Annotated in this window: 20 protein-coding genes; 7 read left to right on the forward strand and 13 right to left on the reverse strand. The window is 67.2% G+C overall.

The window, feature by feature from the left end:
* Positions 1 to 17: 17 nt before the first annotated feature.
* Both AAG565_RS00800 and AAG565_RS00805 read right to left on the reverse strand, forming a co-directional pair.
* A complete protein-coding gene (locus AAG565_RS00800) occupies positions 18 to 365 on the reverse strand; it encodes a DMT family protein (RefSeq protein WP_348817630.1) in 348 nt (115 codons plus the stop codon).
* 74 nt (positions 366 to 439) lie between these two features.
* On the reverse strand, positions 440 to 1,171 hold the full coding sequence (locus tag AAG565_RS00805; protein ID WP_348817631.1) for a Bax inhibitor-1/YccA family protein: 732 nt from the start codon (positions 1,169 to 1,171) through the stop codon (positions 440 to 442).
* Positions 1,172 to 1,405: 234 nt separating this feature from the next.
* Between AAG565_RS00805 and AAG565_RS00810 the strand changes: the two genes are divergently transcribed.
* The gene (locus AAG565_RS00810; protein WP_348817632.1) at positions 1,406 to 2,566 is read left to right on the forward strand and encodes an aminotransferase class V-fold PLP-dependent enzyme; all 1,161 of its coding nucleotides are present in this window, start codon (positions 1,406 to 1,408) and stop codon (positions 2,564 to 2,566) included.
* A gap of 44 nt (positions 2,567 to 2,610) precedes the next feature.
* On the opposite strand, the gene AAG565_RS00815 is transcribed toward AAG565_RS00810, so the two are convergent.
* From AAG565_RS00815 to AAG565_RS00830, 4 genes are all read right to left on the reverse strand, one after another.
* Positions 2,611 to 3,255, reverse strand: a complete 645-nt coding sequence (locus tag AAG565_RS00815) for a DUF1134 domain-containing protein (RefSeq protein ID WP_348817633.1) — start codon at positions 3,253 to 3,255, stop codon at positions 2,611 to 2,613.
* A 68-nt stretch (positions 3,256 to 3,323) separates the two neighbouring features.
* Positions 3,324 to 3,773 carry a TerB family tellurite resistance protein gene (locus AAG565_RS00820; protein ID WP_348817634.1) on the reverse strand — a complete coding sequence of 150 codons (450 nt, stop codon included), beginning with the start codon at positions 3,771 to 3,773 and terminating at the stop codon, positions 3,324 to 3,326.
* A 7-nt stretch (positions 3,774 to 3,780) separates the two neighbouring features.
* On the reverse strand, positions 3,781 to 4,518 hold the full coding sequence (locus AAG565_RS00825; protein WP_348817635.1) for a DUF6588 family protein: 738 nt from the start codon (positions 4,516 to 4,518) through the stop codon (positions 3,781 to 3,783).
* A 62-nt stretch (positions 4,519 to 4,580) separates the two neighbouring features.
* Positions 4,581 to 5,201, reverse strand: a complete 621-nt coding sequence (locus AAG565_RS00830; protein ID WP_348817636.1) for an alpha/beta fold hydrolase — start codon at positions 5,199 to 5,201, stop codon at positions 4,581 to 4,583.
* 163 nt (positions 5,202 to 5,364) lie between these two features.
* Between AAG565_RS00830 and AAG565_RS00835 the strand changes: the two genes are divergently transcribed.
* The 3 genes from AAG565_RS00835 (at position 5,365) to AAG565_RS00845 (ending at position 8,674) form a co-directional block, all read left to right on the forward strand.
* Positions 5,365 to 5,979 (forward strand): hypothetical protein, encoded by a 615-nt coding sequence (locus tag AAG565_RS00835; RefSeq protein ID WP_348817637.1) that lies wholly within the window; start codon positions 5,365 to 5,367, stop codon positions 5,977 to 5,979.
* A 71-nt stretch (positions 5,980 to 6,050) separates the two neighbouring features.
* The gene (locus AAG565_RS00840) at positions 6,051 to 7,871 is read left to right on the forward strand and encodes an HTTM domain-containing protein (protein ID WP_348817638.1); all 1,821 of its coding nucleotides are present in this window, start codon (positions 6,051 to 6,053) and stop codon (positions 7,869 to 7,871) included.
* A gap of 5 nt (positions 7,872 to 7,876) precedes the next feature.
* Positions 7,877 to 8,674 carry a TatD family hydrolase gene (locus tag AAG565_RS00845; RefSeq protein WP_348817639.1) on the forward strand — a complete coding sequence of 266 codons (798 nt, stop codon included), beginning with the start codon at positions 7,877 to 7,879 and terminating at the stop codon, positions 8,672 to 8,674.
* Between the two features lie 7 nt (positions 8,675 to 8,681).
* Here AAG565_RS00845 and ilvD read toward each other — a convergent pair whose 3' ends face one another.
* The 5 genes from ilvD to AAG565_RS00870 all read right to left on the reverse strand — a co-directional run bounded on the left by ilvD (position 8,682) and on the right by AAG565_RS00870 (position 15,184).
* Positions 8,682 to 10,361, reverse strand: a complete 1,680-nt coding sequence (gene ilvD, locus AAG565_RS00850) for a dihydroxy-acid dehydratase (RefSeq protein ID WP_348817640.1) — start codon at positions 10,359 to 10,361, stop codon at positions 8,682 to 8,684.
* A gap of 30 nt (positions 10,362 to 10,391) precedes the next feature.
* Entirely contained in the window at positions 10,392 to 11,768 is a 1,377-nt protein-coding gene (locus AAG565_RS00855; RefSeq protein WP_348817641.1) for an MATE family efflux transporter, read from the reverse strand.
* Positions 11,769 to 11,872: 104 nt separating this feature from the next.
* Positions 11,873 to 12,937, reverse strand: coding sequence for a PilT/PilU family type 4a pilus ATPase (locus tag AAG565_RS00860; RefSeq protein WP_348817642.1), 1,065 nt, complete (start codon positions 12,935 to 12,937; stop codon positions 11,873 to 11,875).
* A gap of 18 nt (positions 12,938 to 12,955) precedes the next feature.
* On the reverse strand, positions 12,956 to 14,122 hold the full coding sequence (locus AAG565_RS00865) for a PilT/PilU family type 4a pilus ATPase (RefSeq protein WP_348817643.1): 1,167 nt from the start codon (positions 14,120 to 14,122) through the stop codon (positions 12,956 to 12,958).
* 21 nt (positions 14,123 to 14,143) lie between these two features.
* Entirely contained in the window at positions 14,144 to 15,184 is a 1,041-nt protein-coding gene (locus AAG565_RS00870; RefSeq protein ID WP_348817644.1) for a type IV pilus twitching motility protein PilT, read from the reverse strand.
* Positions 15,185 to 15,262: 78 nt separating this feature from the next.
* On the opposite strand from AAG565_RS00870, the gene AAG565_RS00875 reads away from it, so the two are divergent.
* Together AAG565_RS00875 and rpiA are read left to right on the forward strand one after the other, a co-directional pair.
* A complete protein-coding gene (locus AAG565_RS00875; protein ID WP_348817645.1) occupies positions 15,263 to 15,952 on the forward strand; it encodes a YggS family pyridoxal phosphate-dependent enzyme in 690 nt (229 codons plus the stop codon).
* A complete protein-coding gene (gene rpiA, locus AAG565_RS00880; protein ID WP_348817646.1) occupies positions 15,949 to 16,620 on the forward strand; it encodes a ribose-5-phosphate isomerase RpiA in 672 nt (223 codons plus the stop codon). Before AAG565_RS00875 ends, rpiA begins: the two co-directional genes overlap by 4 nt.
* Before the next feature lie 103 nt (positions 16,621 to 16,723).
* On the opposite strand, the gene AAG565_RS00885 is transcribed toward rpiA, so the two are convergent.
* Together AAG565_RS00885 and AAG565_RS00890 are read right to left on the reverse strand one after the other, a co-directional pair.
* Positions 16,724 to 16,996, reverse strand: a complete 273-nt coding sequence (locus AAG565_RS00885; protein WP_348817647.1) for an RNA-binding protein — start codon at positions 16,994 to 16,996, stop codon at positions 16,724 to 16,726.
* Between the two features lie 25 nt (positions 16,997 to 17,021).
* On the reverse strand, positions 17,022 to 18,347 hold the full coding sequence (locus tag AAG565_RS00890) for a DEAD/DEAH box helicase (protein WP_348817648.1): 1,326 nt from the start codon (positions 18,345 to 18,347) through the stop codon (positions 17,022 to 17,024).
* Positions 18,348 to 18,608: 261 nt separating this feature from the next.
* On the opposite strand from AAG565_RS00890, the gene AAG565_RS00895 reads away from it, so the two are divergent.
* On the forward strand, positions 18,609 to 19,100 hold the full coding sequence (locus tag AAG565_RS00895; protein WP_348817649.1) for a DUF4399 domain-containing protein: 492 nt from the start codon (positions 18,609 to 18,611) through the stop codon (positions 19,098 to 19,100).
* The last annotated feature ends 43 nt before the right edge of the window (positions 19,101 to 19,143 follow it).

Here is a 19,143-nt window from a genome sequence, read left to right on the forward strand (position 1 = left end):
AGCCCGAAGCGCCGGGCTCACGAGCGGAACACGAAATAGACGGCGCCGACCATGCACAACGCGGCCCACAGGTAGTCCCACTTGAGCGACTGCTGCATGTACATCAGCACGAACGGCACGAACACGATCAGCGTGATGACTTCCTGCAGGATCTTCAGCTGCGGCAGCGTCAGGACCGTGTAGCCGATGCGGTTGGCCGGCACCTGGAGCATGTACTCGAACAGCGCGATACCCCAGCTCAGCAGCACGGCGACGATCCACGGCGACTCGCGCAGGTCGCGCAGATGGGCATACCAGGCCAGCGTCATGAAGACGTTCGATGCGACCAGCAGGCCCACGGTCTGTCCGATGGTGCTCCAGTTCATCGCTCCTCGCTCCCGTACGAAAAAGGCCCCGCGATCCGGCGGGGCCCCGAGTCACAGACGACCTCGATGGTCGATCAGTCGTCACCCGATGCGAATCCGAGCAGGTGCAGCAGGCTCGTGAACAGATTGTAGATGGCCACGTACAGGGAAATGGTCGCCAGCACGTAGTTGGTCTCGCCACCGCTCACGATCTCGCCGGTCTGGTACAGGATCATGCCGCACATCAGCAGCGCGAACATCGCCGAGATGCCCAGCGCCAGCGGCTGCAGATAGACGCCGAACAGCGAGGCGACGAGCAGGCCGATGCTCAGCACGAACGCCAGCAGGATGCCGCTGAACAGAAAGCCGCGCATGAAGCTGAAATCCCGGCGGGACTTCACCGCGTAGGCAGACAGGCCGACGAAGATCGCGCCGGTCAGCCCGAACGCCATGCCGACGATCTGCGAGCCGTGGGCAAGACCCTTGAGGTAGACGTTGAGGACCGGCCCCAGACCGAAGCCCAGCAGCCCGGTGACCGCGAACACCACCCAGATACCGGCTTCGGAGTTCGCCGTGCGCGGCACGACGAACCACAGCAGGCCGAGCGCGGCCAGCGAACAGAGCAGGCTCAGGCCGTAGGGCACACCGATGGCCAACGACAGGCCGGCCATCGCGGCGCTGAACAGCAGGGTCATCGACAGCAGCAGGTAGGTGTTGCGCAACACTTTTTGCGCGCCGTCGGCGGCAGGGTCGTAGACCACCGAGGTGCGCGCCGGCACGCCGTGGGCGCGGACGGGGACGGGCCGCAGATTGTCGTTCCAGCTCATCGGAGTCTCCAGGGACAAAGAGTTGGGGTCGGGATTGTAGCCAGATTGACCACCGGCCCGCGCCGCAGTTCCCGGCCGCCGCCGCGCCGACGGCCGTGCGGCGCCGGGCAACGAGGCTCTGCGATCGGATTTGACCGGCACGCCCGCTCGCGTATCTTAAGCAGACAGGGCGCGTCAGATGCCCGGACACGAGGACCCGACGCGATCCGGCCGTACAGTCGGGAGGGACTGACCATGGGCGCCAAGGCGCATTTCTCGCGGTTTCTCGGCGCGCATCCGCAGCGTCTGCACTTTTGCGCGCACAGCCATCATCCCTGGCCGGACGTGAGCTTCGAGGCGCAGCAGCAGGCCTGGCTCGACGCGGCGGACCTGATCGACGCCAAGTGGGACAAGGTGTTTGGCGAGATCGTCCCGACCGCGCAACATCATCTCGCGCGGCTGCTCAACCTGCCCGACCCCGGCACGATCTGCTTCGGCGCGAACACGCACGAGTTCGTCCTGCGGCTGCTGTCCTCGATCGAGGCGCAGCCCTTCCGCGTGCTGACGACGGACAGCGAGTTCGTCAGCTTCGACCGCCAACTGCGCCGCCTCGAAGAAGCCGGCCGCGCCGAGGCTACCCGCGTGCCGGTCGAACCGTTCTCCAGCTTCGTCGCCCGTTTCACCGAGGCGGCGCAGGCCGGCGGCCATCACCTGATCTATCTCAGCCACGTGTTCTTCAACTCGGGCTACTGGATCGACGACCTGCGACCGATCGTCGATGCGGTGCCGAGTCCGCGCAGCCTGGTCGTGATCGACGGCTACCACGCCTTCATGGCCGTGCCGATCGACCTGGGCCGCATCGCCGCGCGGGCCTTCTACCTGGGCGGAGGCTACAAGTACGCGATGAGCGGCGAAGGCGCCGCGTGGATGCACTGCCCGCCCGGCCAGGTTGCGCGCCCGGTCAACACCGGCTGGCTCGCCGAGCTCGCGCAGCTGAGCCAGCGCCACGGCACGGCGCTGACTTACCCGGACTCCGGCAGCCGCTTCTGGGGCGCGACCTTCGATCCCACCGCGCTGTATCGCTTCAACGCGGTGATGGACTGGGCACGGCGCCATCAGCTGAGTGTGCCGGCGATCCGCGCCCATGCGCTCGAACTGCAGCGCGAGTTCCTGGTGCTGCTCGACCGGCTGCGCCACCCGGTCCTGTCGCGCGCCGCGCTGGTGCCGCCGGAGCCGCTGCCACGCGGCAACTTCCTCGCGTTCCGCCATCCGCAGGCCGCCCACGCGCACGCACAGCTGCAGGCGGCCGACGTCGTCAGCGATCGGCGCGGCGACCGCCTGCGCATCGGCTTCGGGATCTATCAGGACCGGACCGACGTTGCCGAGCTGGCACGCCGGATCGGCGCGCTGCACTAGCAACCGGGGCCGTCTTGCCGCCTCCGCCGTGTGCGACGCGCCACTCAGAATGGGATGAAGGACCGATCGCGCGTGTAATGGATGTAGCCGAGACTGGCGCCGGCGCGCAGGCCGACGCCGGTGCGGATCGGCGCCAGCACGATGTCGCCGCTGCGCTGGTAGTTGACGCTGAAGCCGGCGACGACGTAGAGGCTGCCATCGACCGCAGGGAAGCGCTGGAACAGGTCGCGGCTGTCGTGCAGGTTGTAAACCAGCGTGAACACCTTGGACGCGCTGCCGCCGAAATCCCAGCCGACGGTCGGACCCTGCCAGTACACCGGCAGGCTCCCGCCGGTCTTGAAGCGCAGCGTCCCCTCACCGAAGCGCAGGCCGACGACCGCGGCGCCGCCGCCCTCGCGGCCGAGCACGTAAGCCGTCGGCCGGCCGTGATCGGAGAACGTGCGCTCGATCGCCTTGGCCAGATTCTCGCTGGTCTCGCCGAAGAACTGCGAAGCCTCGCGGGCGATCTCCTCGGCACTGTAGGTGTCGCCAGGCGTGGCCTGCGCCGCCATGTCGCCGCGCTCGGGCGAATCGGCCTGCGCAACGAGGATTGAGCGCGGTGGCTCGGGCTGGCGCGGCGCGTCGTAAGCCCGCGGCGCGGTGCAGGCCGCCAGCAGTACCGGCAGCGCCAGGAGGAGTGTGCTCTTCATCTGGAATCCCTCTTTGCGGAAATGGGCGGCATCGTCACCGCGGACGGATGAACCCGCGCTGACACGATTCATGCGGGCGCCGCCGGTTCTGCCTCGACCTTCATGCGCAGCCGCACGAAGTCGGCGTGCCCTATGAACAGCAGCTCGGCGATCTGGCGGATGCGCGCCTCCTCATGCGGCGCGACGCGTCCGTCGGCATAGGCCACACGCCACAGCCATTCCAGAAGCTCGCATTTGGCCGCAGGGTCCAGCTCCGTGTTGAGCGTGCGCAGGAACCCGTGCAGAGAAACCGCGGCGCGTGACTGGTCGAACGCCTGTTCGATCAGCTGCGCCGACTGCCGCGCATCGAGCCCGAGAACCGCGGCCAGCGCGGACTGCATCGCCTGCCGCTCGGCGGGCTGATCCTCGAAGTCGGCGCGCGCGGTCTCCACCAGCAGCACCGCCATCGCCAGATGACGCGGCGCGGGCCCGGACTGCGGCGCGGCCGCGCGCAGCCGGCGAGACAGCTTGTCGAACATGCCCACTTCAGAAAGACAGGCCGAAGCGCAGGTTGTAGGCGTTGTTGTCGCCGATGCGTTCGTACTCGGGCGTCAGTTCGAGCAGGCCCAGCCCCAGCCGCAGCCCGGCGAAGAAGCGCTCGCGGTCGGCCTCGACCTCGCGCAGATTGGCCAGTTGCGCGGCCGAGCCCTTGGGCGTCGCCGTCGCCCAGACATAACCGGCGCCGATGTAGGGTGTCAGGATCGCGAAACCCTTCGACAGCGAGACGTCGGCGTTCCAGGCCTCGTAATCGAAGTCGTCGATGCCGTCGGTGCGCGTGTACGCGCCGCGCACCGCCAGCGCCGGCTGCGCCACGCCGCCTTCGAGAATCGCATAACGCAGTTCGGCGCCATACACCTTGACGCTGGTGTCCGGCACGGCGGTGAAAAACGCACCGACGTCGATGCCGAACGGCAGCCCCTTGCTGGCGACGATGCCGGCCATGCCGACCGCATCGACGTCCGTGCCGGTCAGCGTGCGCCATGCATCCCTGTTCTCGGTGGTGGTGTAGTTGGCGAACACGCCGAGGCCGATGCCGGTGATGCCCGTCGCCTCGGCCGGCCCGAGCTGCTTGTAGTTCAGCGCCGCGGCGACGTCCTTGACCACGCCTTCGAACGCGACCTGGCAGGTATTGCCGGCGGATACGCAGTCCACGCCGAACTCCGTGGCCGCAAGAGCCGGCGCGGCGGGCAGGACGAACGAGCAGAGCAGTAGCACGCGACGCATGGAGATCTCCTTCGGGATTCGTGAGCGGCGGCGAGAATAGCAGAGCGCGGCTGAACGCCCGCTCAACCGAGCTGGCGCTGCAAGAACGCCTGGACGATGCCTCCCAGCTCGGTCAGACGGCCGTGAAAGAAATGACCGACACCATCGAGCGTCACCAGCTCCGGCGGCGGATCATAGGCATCGAGCACGGCCTTGGTGTTGCCGTAGTCCACGACTTCGTCGTCGAGACCATGCACCACGAGCCACGGGCATGGCGGACGCTGCGGCACCGCCTCGTCGCCGACGTACTTGCCAAACGGCGGCGCGATGCTGACCTGCGCGACCGGATGAAGGTGACGCGCAGCGCGCACGCTGACCCACGCGCCGAACGAAAAGCCCATCAGCACCACGCGCGCGCCCGGCAGCCGCTCGTGCATCCAGTGCACCAGGAACTCGACGTCGTCGGTCTCGCCGTGCCCGCCATCGTGGCGGCCTTCGCTGCGGCCGACACCGCGGAAGTTGAAGCGCAGCGCATAGACGCCGGACTTCTGCGCGCTCGCCGCCAGCATGTACGCGACCTTGTTGCTCATCGCTCCGCCGAACAGCGGGTGCGGATGACAGACGATGGCGAACACCGGCGGCACTCGCGGCTGCAGAGGCGCCGCCAGCAGTGCCTCGATGCGTCCGGCCGGTCCGGGGATCAAGCGTTCTTCGGTCGTTCCAGGCGGAGGCAGTGCGTGCACGTGGGTCATGGGCGGGGCGATCGGAACCGAGTCGCGGAGCGCGTGCCGGCTCGCGCTTGCGAGTCCGGGAGTCGCTGCCTATAGTTTGACATCAACTACTTGAACGCAAATTTGGGGGATCTCGATGCGTAACATCCTTCTGGCGCTGACCACCGGTACGGTCGTCTGCGGCACGAGCCTGCTCGCCGCAGCGGCGGCGCCGGATTCGCGGCAGCCCGAGGCGCGCGCCTATCTGAACTTCAGTTTCGGCGGTGCCGCACCGGCGTCCGAGTCGTTCTTCTACGGCCTGCGCATCGATCGCCCGCTCGGCCTGGACGAAGCGCCCGCAGAACGGCCCGCGCTGATGGCGGTGGAGTTCGATCGCGCCGGCTTCTCGGCTGCGAGCATCAACGGCATGCCGTTCGTGCGCCAGCTGCGCCTGAACCAGGACGAAGCCGCCGCGGGCGGAACGCAGTGGACTGCGATCGACTGGGGGCTGCTGGCCGCCGGCGTCGTCGGCCTCGGGTTCGTCGTCGCGGAAGTGGCGAACAGCGAGAGCGAGTCGCCCGATCCGGCGCCCGGCTCGACGGCCGGCGGGGCCACGACAGGGGGCGGGACGACCGGTGGAACCTGCCTGCCCGGCACACCCCTCTGCCTGCCCTACGACGCGCACGATGGCGGTTTGGGTTTCGGCTCCACTGCGCAGGTCATCGATCTCGACGGCGGGACCGGTTACATGGGCGACCTGATTCGGCAGTGATGCAATGAGCACCTGATCAAGGGGAGCCGCCGGCTCCCCTTGTCGTTTGGGCATCCGCATCCTCGACTTCCATGGACTTCACGCAACGCTATCCACGACTCGCGGAGATCTTCGGCATCGACCTGCGCACGCTGGCGCTGTTCCGCGTCGCGCTGGGCACCGTGCTGTTCTGCAATCTGCTGCTGGCCTTCGGCGATCTGTCGGCATTCTGGACCGACGCCGGCGTGATGCCGCGCAGCTGGCTGTTGCAGTTCGACGCACCGCAGCGCCTCTCCGTCTATCTGGTCGGCGGTCAGGCGTGGTTCGTCGCCACGCTGATGGCCGCGCAGACCGTGCTCGCGCTGATGTTCGCGCTCGGCTGGCGCACGCGGCTCGCGAGCATCCTGTCCTTCGTGCTGTGGGCCTCGCTGCTCAATCGCAATCCGGTCGTTCTCATCGGCGGCGACCTGCTGATGGCCTGCCTGCTGTTCTGGGCCATGTTCCTGCCGCTGGGGGCGCGCTATTCGGTGGACGCCGCGACGGCCGAAAACCCGCCGCCGACACGGAACCTGCACGTCTCCTGGGCGTCGCTGGGCCTGCTGCTGCAGGTGATGTCGGTGTATTTCTTCAGCGCGATCCTCAAATCGGGCCATGAGTGGGTGCCGGATTACACCGCGGTCTATTACGCGCTGTCACTGGACCGGCACGTCCTGCCGCTGGGCAGGCTGCTCAACGAATTCCTGCCGCTGACCCGGCTGCTCAGCGCCTACGTCTGGTGGCTGGAATTGCTCGGGCCGATCCTGATCTTCTCGCCGGTGTTCCTGAGGCCGCTGCGCTTCGGGCTGATGCTGGCGTTCATGCTGATGCACGTCGGCTTCCTGCTGTGCCTGGAGCTCGGGCATTTCCCCTACGTCAGCCTGTCCTCCCTGACCGTGTTCTGCGGCGGCTGGGTCTGGGACCGGCTCGGCGAGCGCCATGCGCGCCGGCATCCAGTGGCACCGCGCATCTACTACGACCGCGACTGCGGTTTTTGTCTGAAATCGTGCCGCCTGCTCCAGCAGTTCCTCGTGTTGCCGCGCGCCGACATCGCACCGGCGCAGGACACGCCGCGCGCGCGCACGCTGATGGAAGCCAATTATTCCTGGGTCGTGATCGACGCCGACGAACAGGCCTATCTCAAATGGCCCGCGTTCGCGATCCTGGTCAAGCATTCGCCGCTGCTCGGCTGGCTGTGGCCGCTGTTGCGTGTGCCGGCCCTCGGGCGGCCCGGCAACGCCGTGTATGACTTCGTCGCCCGCCATCGCGGTGCATTCGGCCGGCTGACGGCCTGGCTGCTTCCGTCGCGCGGAGTCCGCTGGGAAACCGGCCGCGTCGGCCAGACCCTGGCGGCGGTCTTCGTGTTGCTGGTGCTGGTCTGGAATCTTCATACGATCGGCATGCCACCGCAGCGCAGCTACGCCGCGCTGACGCCCCTGTTCCGCACACTGCGCATCGACCAGCTGTGGAACATGTTCGCGCCGTTCCCGCTCAAGGAAGATGGCTGGCTGATCGTGCCCGGCCGCCTGGCCGACGGTAGCGAGATCGACGTCCTGCACCCCGAACGCGGCGCGCCGAGCTACGACAAGCCGGCACTGTATTCGCAGGATCACGGCAACATCCGCTGGCTGACCTATCGCGGACGCCTGTGGGAACGCCAGTTCGCCGAACAGCGGCTCTACTACGGCAAGTATCTGTGCCGAACCTGGAACGCCGACAAGCTGGACGGCGAGGCACGCAACCGGCGTCTGATGACGTTCAAGATGATCTACGCACTGGAGATGACGCCGCCGCCCGGCACGCCGGCCAAGGTCGAGCAGCAGGTGCTGTGGCGCCACGAATGCTTCCCGGACGAAACCAAGGGCCAGGTGCCTTGACCGTCATGAACCTGGTCGATATCGGAGCCAACCTCGCACACGACAGTTTCGACGCCGACCTCGACGCCGTGCTCGAACGGGCTGCCGCTGCTGGCGTCACGCAGATCGTCGTCACCGGCAGCTCGGCCGACAGCAACCGCAAGGCGCTCGCACTCGCGCGTCGCCACCGCGGCCGCCTGCATGCGACCGCCGGCCTGCATCCACACCACGCCGCGGACTGGAGCGATGCGCTCGCCGCACAGATCCGCGAGCTGGCGACGCTGCCGGAGGTCGTGTCGCTGGGCGAGTGCGGGCTCGATTACTTCCGTAACTATGCCTCGCACGACGACCAGCGTCGCGCCTTCGCCGCCCAGCTGGCGATCGCCGCCGACACGCACCGGCCGTTGTTCCTGCACCAGCGCGACGCGCACGCCGACTTCCTGGCGATGCTGCGCGAGCACCGGCCGCAGCTCGGCAAGGTGGTCGTGCACTGTTTCACCGACACCCAGGCCGCGCTGGAAGACTATCTCGCGCTCGACTGCCACATCGGCATCACCGGGTGGATCTGCGACGAACGCCGCGGCGCGCACCTGCTCGAAGCGGTACGGATCATCCCGGACGAACGGCTGATGATCGAAACCGACGCGCCCTATCTGCTGCCACGCACCGCACCCAAAGTCTCGCACCGCCGCAACGAACCGGCCTTCCTGGTCTGGATCGTGCGCGCGCTCGCGCAGGCGCGCGGCCAGACGGAGGCACAGATCGCGCAGGCGACGCGCGCGACGGCGCGCGCGTTCTTCGGATTTCCCGCAGTATCGGCCTAGTGGCGGCTCAATCCGTCACCGCACCCTTCGACGCGCTGCCGACCAGCTTGGCGTACTTGGCGAGCACACCGCGTGTGTAGCGCGGCGCCGGCTGCTTCCAGGCCGCGCGCCGCCGCGCCAGTTCGGCATCGTCCACGTTGAGCTGGATCAGGTGGCGGTGTGCGTCGATGGTGATGCTGTCGCCCTCCTCCACCAGTGCGATCGTGCCGCCGACGAAGGCCTCGGGCGCGACGTGGCCGACAACCATGCCCCAGGTGCCACCGGAGAAGCGGCCGTCGGTGATCAGGCCGACGCTCTCACCCAGACCCTTGCCGACCAGTGCCGACGTCGGCGCCAGCATCTCGCGCATGCCGGGCCCGCCCCTGGGGCCCTCGTAGCGGATCACCAGCACGTCGCCCGGTTTGATCGTGTCGGCCATGATCGCGGCCATGCACTCGTCTTCCGAGTCGAACACGCGCGCCGGCCCGGTGATCGCCGGATTCTTCAGGCCGGTGATCTTGGCGACGCAGCCCTCGGTGGCGAGATTGCCCTTGAGCACCGCCAGATGGCCCTGCTTGTAGATCGGCCGGTCGATCGGCCGGATCACATCCTGGTCCGCACGCGGCGTGTCCGGCACCGCCTCCAGGGCCTGTGCCAGCGTCTGTCCGGTGATCGTCAGCGCATCACCGTGCACCAGCCCGGCCTTGAGCAGCATCTTCATCACCAGCGGCACGCCGCCGGCGCTGTGGAAATCGGTGGCGACGTACTTGCCGGAGGGCTTGAGATCGCAGAGCACCGGCGTGCGCAGGCGGATGGTTTCGACGTCCTCGATCGCGAACGGCACCTGCGCCGCGTGCGCGATCGCCAGGTAATGCAGCACGGCGTTGGTCGAGCCGCCGGTGGCCATCACCAGGGCGATCGCATTCTCCAGCGCCTTGCGCGTGACGATGTCACGTGGCTTCAAGTCGCGGCGGATCGCCTCGACCAGCACCCGCGCCGACTCGGCCACCGAATCGGCCTTCTCGGGATCCGGGCAGGCCATCTGCGAGGAACCCAGCAGCGACATGCCCAGCGCCTCGAACGACGACGACATCGTGTTCGCCGTGTACATGCCGCCGCAGGCGCCGGTCGTCGGGCAGGCGTTCTTCTCGATGCCCTCGAAGTCCTCCTTCGACATCTTGCCCGCCTGGAACGCGCCGACCGCCTCGAATGGCGAGACGATGGTCAGCGCCTGCCCTTTCCAGCATCCGGGCTTGATCGTGCCGGCGTAACAGAAGATCGCCGGGATGTTCATGCGCAGCATCGCGATCATCGCGCCCGGCATGTTCTTGTCGCAGCCGCCGATCGCAAGCAGACCGTCCATGCACTGGCTCGATGTCGCCGTCTCGATGCCGTCGGCGATGACCTCGCGCGACACCAGTGAGAACTTCATGCCTTCGGTGCCCATCGAGATGCCGTCGGTGACGGTCGGCACGCCAAAGGTCTGTGGCATCGCCCCGGCGTCGCGCAGTGCGGCGACCGCGCGATCCGCCAGCGGCTGGATACCGGCATTGCAGGGATTCATCGTCGAGTGGCCGTTGGCCACGCCGACGATCGGTTTTTCGAAGTCGGCATCCGTGAAGCCGACGGCGCGCAGCATCGCGCGGTTCGGCGAGCGCTGGACACCCTGGGTGATCAGCTTCGAGCGCCGGTTGAGCGGTTGGGACATGACTGGAACGATCTGTGAACGGGGGGTGCGTTATTGTACGCGTGCCGCACGCAGCGGTCCGTCGAGCCGCGTCCGCCGGGAGAAGCGCCACGCCAGGCCCGCCGCGGCCAGTGCCAGCGCGACGATGAAGGCCCACCAGATGCCGAGCGGCCCGAGACTCGTATCGAAGCTCAGCCAGACGGCCACCGGCATGCCGACGATCCAGTAGGCACCGACCGTGATGAGCATCGGCACGCGCGTGTCCTTGAGTCCGCGCAGTGCGCCATTCGCGGTGGCCTGCACGCAGTCGAAGATCTGGAACAGCGCCGCGAGATAGAGAAACGGCACCGCGATCGCGGCCACGCGATCGTCGGCGGTGTACAGCGCGATGATCGACGCCGCGAACAGCGCCATCGCGCTGGCCGACAGCACGGAGAATCCGACGCCGAGCAGCATGCCGGCCTGGCCGCGCAGGCGCGCCGACGACCGGTCGCCGGCGCCGGCGGCGAGACCGACGCGCACCGTCGTCGCGAATCCGATCGACAGCGGCACCATGAAGGCCATGGCCGCGACGTTGATCGCGATCTGGTGTGCCGCGACCGCGCCGGCGCCGAAGCGCGCCATCAGCAGCGCGCAGATGTTGAACATCCAGGACTCCGCCGCGACGATCGCCGCAATCGGCAGCCCCAGGCGCAGCACCTCGGCCGCTTCGCCGCGCAGCTGCGGAAAGCCGCCGCGGAACACCTGCAGGCCACGCAGCGGCGCGAGCTGTCGATAGAGCGCCGCGTAGATCGCCGCCATCGTCAAGCCGCTGCAGACGGTCGCCCACGCACAGCCCGCCGGACCCAGCGCCGGCAGGCCGAGCTTGCCGTACATCAGCACGTAGTCGAGCACCGCATTGACGCAGAAGCCGACGATGCCGGCGGCCAGCGCGACGCGGGTGAGACCGTGCCCTTCGGCCACATTGCGCGCGACGAAGCACAGGCAGAACGGCACCGCTCCCCAGGCAATCGCGCGCATGTATTCCGTAGCGTAGGCGGACACGGTGGATCCCAGATCGAGCAGGCGCACGATCGGCGCGGCGGCCAGAAGCATCGTCAGTGTCCACAGCAAGCCCAGGCCGAGTGCGAATGCTGCAGTACCGCGCACGAAACGCCCGGTCTCGGCGGCATCCCGTCCGGCGCCGATGCGCTGCGCGACGATCGGCGAGCAGGCCATCAGCACACCGGAAAAGACCGTGAACAGCAGGAACCAGACATTCGACCCTACCGCGACCGCCGCCAGCGCATCCCCGCCGAGGCGTCCGGCCATCAGCGTATCGACCGTACCCATGCCCATGAACGTGAACTGGGTGGCGATGATCGGCAACGCGAGGCGCAGGTTGGCGCGCAGCTCGGCACGCAGTTCGGGACGTCTGAGGAGAGCCATCGGAAGAGTTTCGCGGTCGCGCGCGGACCGGCGCGGTCCGGACCTCGGCGGTGATGCGTATTGTAAGTCCCGGCCGGAAGTCGCCGGACGCTGTCAGGACCGCGTCAAGTCCCGAAGTTGATCTTGGCTTCGAGATTGGTGCGCGAATCGGCGTTGGTCAGGGCCTCGTCCAGTGTGATCGTTCCTTCCTTGAACAGGCCATACAGCGACGCGTCGAAGGTCTGCATGCCCTTGTCCGACGACTGGTTCATCGCTTCCTTGATCTCGTCGATGCGCTTGTTGAGGATCAGTTCCTGGATGTAGGGCGTGTTGATCATCACCTCGATCGCCGCGCAGCGCTTGCCGTCCTTGCGCCGCACCAGGCGCTGCGAAATGATCGCCCGCAGCGTCAGCGACAAGTCCATGTACAGCTGGTCGCGCAGCGACTCCGGATACAGGTTGACGATGCGCTGCATCGCCTGATAGGCGTTGTTGGCATGCAGCGTCGAGATCGCGAGGTGCCCGGTATTCGCCAGCTGGATGCAGGCATCCATCGTTTCGCGCGTGCGCACCTCGCCGACGAGGATCACGTCCGGCGCCTCGCGCAGCGCGCTCTTGAGCGCGCGCTCGTAGCTGATCGTGTCCTGGCCGACCTCGCGCTGGTTGATGATGCTCTTCTTGTTCGGGTGGATGAACTCGACCGGATCCTCGATCGTCAGGATGTGACCGGACTGCGTTTCGTTGCGGTGATTGATCATCGCCGCCAGCGTGGTCGATTTTCCGGAACCGGTCGCGCCGACCATCAGCACCAGACCGCGCTTGTGCAGGATCAGATCCTTGAGCACCGGCGGCATGCCGGCGATCTCGTCGAGCCGCGGCACGCCGGCGCGGATGTAGCGCAGCACCATGCTCAGCGATCCGCGCTGGTTGAAGATGTTGACGCGGAAGCGACCGAGTCCGCCCGCCTCCGTGGCGAGGTCGATCTCCAGATGCTGTTCGAGATACTGCTGCTGCTCCGCGGACAGGATCGACATCGCCAGTTCCTTGACGACCTCGCGCGTCAGCACGTTCTTGCCGATCGGCACCAGCTCGCCCTCGATCTTGATCTGCGCCGGCGCGTTGGCGGTGAAGAACAGGTCGGAGCCGTTCTTCTCGACGCACAGCTTGAGGTACGGCAGGATCTTGAGCATGAATGTTCCCGGCTGACGTCAGCGGCGCATCACGTTGGCCGAATCGTCTTCCTTCATCTGCATCTTCTTCACCATCTCGTCGTCCATCAGGTTCTGCCGGGCACGCTTGGACTCCAGCTTCACCTTGAGGCGCAGCTCGTTCTGCGAATCGGCGTTGCGGATCGCCTCGTCGTAGCTGATCAGCCCATCCTCGAAGAGCTGGAACAGGAACTGGTCGAAGGTCACCATGCCCTGTTCGTTGGAACGCGCCATCACTTCCTTGATGCCGGCGACCTCGCCCTTGAAGATCATGTCGGCGATCAGCGGCGAATTGATCATGATCTCCATCGCCGCGACACGGCCGCCCCCCTCCTTGCGCACCAGTCGCTGCGAGATGATCGCCTTGAGGTTTAGCGACAGGTCCATCAGCAGCTGCTCGCGCTTCTCCTCCGGGAAGAAGTTGATCACGCGGTCGAGCGCCTGGTTGGCGCTGTTGGCGTGCAGCGTCGCCAGCACGAGGTGGCCGGTTTCGGCGAAGTTGACCGCGTACTCCATACCCTCACGGGTGCGGATCTCGCCGATCAGGATCACGTCCGGTGCCTGGCGCAGCGTGTTCTTCAGCGCGTTTTCCCACGAGAACGTGTCGGTGCCGACCTCACGCTGCGTGACGAGGCAACCGCCATGCGGGTGCACGTACTCGATCGGATCCTCGATCGTGATGATGTGTCCGCGCGAGTTCTGGTTGCGATAGCCGACCATCGCCGCCAGCGAGGTCGATTTGCCCGAGCCGGTCGCGCCGACCATGAGGCACAGTCCACGCTTCTCCATCACGATCTTCGCCAGCTGCTGCGGCAGGCCGAGCTGCTCGAACGTCGGGATCTCGGTGTTGATCGTGCGCAGCACGCCGCCGACACGGTTCTGCTGCACGAAGGCGTTGACGCGGAAGCGCCCGATCCCGGGCGGCGCAATCGCGAAGTTACACTCGTTGCTGGCCTCGAACTCCTTGATCTGGCGGTCGTTCATCAGCGACCGCATGATGATCGCCGACGCCTCCGGCGGCAGCGGCTTGTCCATCACCGGCGTCATCTGTCCATCGAGCTTGATCGCCGGCGGGAAGCCCGCGGTGATGAACAGGTCCGACGCGCCCTTCTGCTTCATCAGTGAAAGCAGCTGCTGCACCAGCTTGATCGCTTGTTCGCGGTCCATCTCATCTCTCCGTCACGGCCTTCACACCGTGAAGCTGCGCGGGTCGGCGGACTTGGTGCGCGCCTCCTCGATCGAGGTGACCCCCTTGCGTACCAGCTCCTTGAGACACTGATCGAGCGTCTGCATGCCCTCCTTCTGGCCGGTCTGGATGGCACTGTACATCTGCGCGACCTTGTTCTCGCGGATCAGGTTGCGGATCGCCGGCGTGCCGATCATGATCTCGTGCGCGGCGACGCGACCACCGCCCTTCTTCTTCAGCAGGGTCTGCGAAATCACCGCCCGCAGCGACTCGGACAGCATCGCCCGCACCATGTCCTTCTCCGCGGCGGGAAACACGTCCACGATGCGGTCCACCGTCTTGGCTGCCGACGACGTGTGCAGGGTGCCGAACACCAGGTGACCGGTCTCGGCGGCGGTCAGCGCGAGCCGGATGGTCTCCAGATCGCGCATCTCGCCGACCAGGATCACGTCGGGGTCCTCGCGCAGCGCCGAGCGCAGTGCCTCGTTGAAGCCGAGCGTGTCGCGGTGCACCTCACGCTGGTTGATCAGGCACTTCTTCGAAGGATGCACGAACTCGATCGGATCCTCGACGGTGAGGATGTGTCCGTACTCGTTTTCGTTGATGTGGTTGATCATCGCCGCCAGCGTCGTAGATTTGCCCGAACCGGTGGGTCCGGTCACCAGCACGATGCCGCGCGGATACTCGGAAATGTCCTTGAAGATCGCCGGGCACTTGAGATCCTCCAGCGTCAGGATCTTCGACGGAATCGTGCGGAACACCGCGCCCGAGCCGCGCGAATGGGTGAACGCATTGACGCGGAAGCGCGCCAGCCCGGGGATCTCGAACGAGAAGTCGGTTTCGAGGAACTCGTCCCAGGCCTTGCGCTGCTTGTCATTCATGATGTCGTACACCATGTCGTGGACCTGCTTGTGGTCCAGCGGCGGCAGGTTGATGCGCTTGACGTCGCCATCGACACGGATCATCGGCTCGACACCGGCCGACAGGTGGAGATCGGAGGCGCCCTGCTTGGCGCTGAAGGTCAACAGCTGTGCAATATCCATCCGGATTCCCTGTGGCGCTCGTCGGCGCGGCACGATGCGATGCGCCAGACGTTATCGGCAATTCTCCACCGAGGCAATATGACTTCGATCGCGCAGAACCTGCAGACCGTACGCCAGCGGATCGCGCGCGCCTGTGTCGCCGCCGGGCGGCCGCTGGACAGCGTGCGCCTGCTCGCGGTGAGCAAGACCTTCGACGTCGATGCGCTGCGCGCAGCGGCGGCGGCCGGCCAGCGCGAGTTCGGTGAAAGTTACCTGCAGGAGGCTCTGGCCAAGCAGCAGCAGCTGCGGGATCTCGATCTGGTCTGGCATTTCATCGGACCGGTGCAGTCCAACAAGACGCGCGCGCTGGCCGAGTCCTTCGACTGGGTGCATGGCATCGACCGCATCAAGGTCGCGCAGCGGCTGTCGGACCAGCGGCCCGCACGGCTGCCGCCGCTCGACGTCTGCGTGCAGGTCAACATCTCCGGCGAGGCCAGCAAGTCGGGCTGCGCGCCCGCCGAAGCGCTCGACCTGTGCCGTGCAGTCGCCGCACTGCCGCGGCTGCGCCTGCGCGGCCTGATGGCGATTCCGGCGCCGGCCCGCACCGACAGCGATCCGCGCCTGCCCTACCGGCAGCTGCACGCGCTGTTCGAGACGATCCGCAGCGCCGGCATCGCGCTGGACACTGTCTCCGCCGGCATGTCGGACGACCTCGAAGCGGCGATAATGGAAGGATCGACCCTGGTCCGTGTCGGGACCGCACTTTTTGGACAGCGAACCAAGCCATGAGTCCGCAAGATGCCGCCAAGCGCGCAGCCGCCGAAGCCGCCCTCCAGTACATCGAACCCGGCGAAGTGCTCGGCGTCGGCACCGGCTCGACGGTCAACCACTTCATCGACCTGATCGCCGAACGGCGCCTGCAGGCCGACATCCCCGGCGCCGTGTCGTCGTCGAACGCCAGTACCGAGCGCCTGCACAAGATCGGCGTCAAGGTGCTGGACTTGAACCAGACCGGGACACTGTCGCTCTACGTCGATGGTGCCGACGAGGCCAACCGCCACCTGCAGCTGATCAAGGGCGGCGGTGCGGCACTGACGCGCGAGAAGATCGTCGCGGCGGCCAGCCGCAAGTTCGTCTGCATCGTCGATGAGTCCAAGCTGGTCGGCGTGCTCGGCAAGTTCCCGCTGCCGGTCGAGGTGATCCCGATGGCGCGGTCCTACGTCGGCCGCGAGCTGACGCGCCTGGGCGGCCGGCCGGTATTCCGCGAAGGCGTCACCACCGACAACGGCAACGTGATTCTCGACGTGCACGGACTCGACATCGTCGATCCGGTGCGGCTCGAAAACGAGATCAACGGACTTGCCGGCGTGGTCTGTGTCGGCCTGTTCGCGCGCCGGCCTGCCGACGTGCTGATCGTCGGCTCGCCATCCGGCACGCATGTGCTGAAGGCAGCCTGAGGCGGCCGGACAACGGTCACGCGCAGCACGCACGGAGAACGCTGGGACGGGCGTGCAAGCGCTGCCGCCCGCCCGCTACGCGCGAACCATGCGTTGGCGTCGGCTACCGGCGACGCGCACCGCCGCGCCGGGCGTCGCGCGGCTGCTCCTCGTTGACCTTCATCGGCTTGCCGCGCAATTCCCTGCCGTTGAGGCCGGCGATCGCCGCCCGCGCCTCGTGGCCTTCCATCTCGACGAATCCGAAGCCCTTGCACTGGCCGCTGAACACGTCGTTGGCCAGCTTGATCGAAAACACCTTGCCGAACGCGGCGAACAGATCGTTGAGCTCGCGCTCGGTGGTGTCGGTCGGCAGATTGCCGGCAAAAACTCGCTTCATGCGCTCCTCCTGGGAGATGAATGGCTCAACGACCGCCGTGACGATGGCCGCGCTGCTGCGGCCGCCCGCGGCGCGCGGACGAGGCATCCGCGCGTCCGCCGTGGCCGGCATGCGCCGGCTTGTGCGCTTCCTGGCGACCGCCGCCGCGCGGCGTCCGGCGGGCCGGACGCGGTGCGCGTTCGACGGGCTCGGCGGCGCGATCCGGGCGCGGGCTCGGCGTGAAGCCTTCGACCTCGAAGGCCGGCACGCTGCGGCGCAGCAGCTTCTCGATGTCGCGCCACTCGCCGTACTCCTCGCGGCACACCAGCGAGATCGCCTCGCCGGTCTGGCCCGCGCGGCCGGTACGGCCGATGCGGTGCACGTAGTCTTCCGGGACTGACGGCAACTCGTAATTGACGACATACGGCAACTGGTCGATGTCGAGCCCGCGCGCGGCGATGTCGGTGGCCACCAGGGCACGCACTTCGCCGGCCTTGAAACCGGCCAGGGCCTTCAGGCGCGCGTTCTGGCTCTTGTTGCCGTGCAGTGCGGCGGCGGGAATGCCGTCCCGGATCAGACGTTCGGTGAGCCGGTTGGCGCCGTGCTTGGTCCGCGTGAACACCAGCACCTGCGGCCAGTTGAAGCGGCTGATGATGTAGCCGAGCAACTCGGCCTTGTGTGCCTTGTCGATGAAGATCGCGCGCTGCGTCACCGCCTCGGCGGCGCTGTTGCGCGGCGCGATGTCGATGGTCACCGGATCGTGCAGCAGACCCTCCGCAAGCTTGCGGATGTCCGGCGAGAACGTCGCCGAGAACAGCAGGTTCTGGCGCTGCTTCGGCAAACGCTCGATGACGCGGCGGATGTCGCGGATGAAACCCATGTCGAGCATGCGGTCGGCTTCGTCGAGCACGAAGAACTCGACCTGCGACAGGTCGATCGTGCGCTGGCCGACGTGGTCGAGCAGGCGGCCCGGCGTCGCGACGACGATGTCCGCGCCGCGCCGCAACGCGTCGATCTGCGGGTTGATGCCGACACCGCCAAAGATCAGCACCGTGCGCAGTCCGTGCAGGTGACGGCCATAGGTGCGCACGCTGTCCTCGACCTGCGCCGCGAGTTCGCGCGTCGGCACCAGCACCAGCGCACGCACCGGCCGCCGTCCGCTCGCCTGCTTCGGCGCGGCGTGCAGCCGCTGGAGCATGGGCAGCGTGAACGCGGCGGTCTTGCCGGTGCCGGTCTGGGCGGCGGCGAGCAGGTCGCGGCCGGCGAGGATTTCGGGGACCGCGCGACTCTGGATCGGGGTGGGCGTGGCATAGCCCTGATCGGCCAGCGCACGCAGCAGTTCGGGCGCGAGGCCCATCGAATCGAATGACATCAAGACTCCTGAACACACCTGCACGGCGAATTTCGCGCCGAGGCCGGTTCAGGCGATGGGGCGGGAACGACGCAGCGACGTCCGTCGCTGACGGGTTTGCGGCAGAGCGGCCAATGGCCGCGGAACTGGGTGCGCAAACCGGGATGCGCCACACAAACGGCGCGTAGTATAGCCGGTTGGCACCTGTGCGGGGATTCTCCTACTCTTCGACATGAGGCACGCAAATAGCGTGCCGCGCTTCCCCCCGACGATGGAGCCCCCATGAACCACCTGCCGATCAGAGGCCTGCTGCTCGCGGCCGCGCTGTTGACCCCACCCGCTCAAGCCGACACCTGGAAGGATCTGAAGAGCGCGGCCAAGCAGCAGGCTGCGCAGAAGGCCGAAGAGGAACTGAACCTGCCGCAAGCCGCCACGGCCGGCGCCAAGGTGTACTTCATCGAGCCCAAGGACGGTGCCGAGGTCACCGGCCCGGTGCGTGTCGTGTTCGGCCTGTCGGCGATGGGTGTCGCGCCTGCCGGCATCAATCAGGCGGGCACCGGCCACCATCACCTGCTGATCGACGACCCGGCCGTCGATTTCACCCAGCCGCTGCCCGCCACGGAGCAGATCAAGCACTTCGGCGGCGGCCAGACGGAAACCGTGCTGTCATTGAAGCCCGGCAAGCACACGCTGCAGCTGCTGCTGGGCGACTGGAAGCACCAGCCGCACAACCCGCCGGTCCTGTCCGACAAGATCACGATCACGGTGAAGTGAACGCGGCGATGCGCAGTTTCCAGTTGCCGGCTTCCAGAATCGG

This window comes from Fontimonas sp. SYSU GA230001 (assembly GCF_040066175.1).
In the GTDB taxonomy this organism is placed as follows: domain Bacteria; phylum Pseudomonadota; class Gammaproteobacteria; order Nevskiales; family Nevskiaceae; genus Solimonas.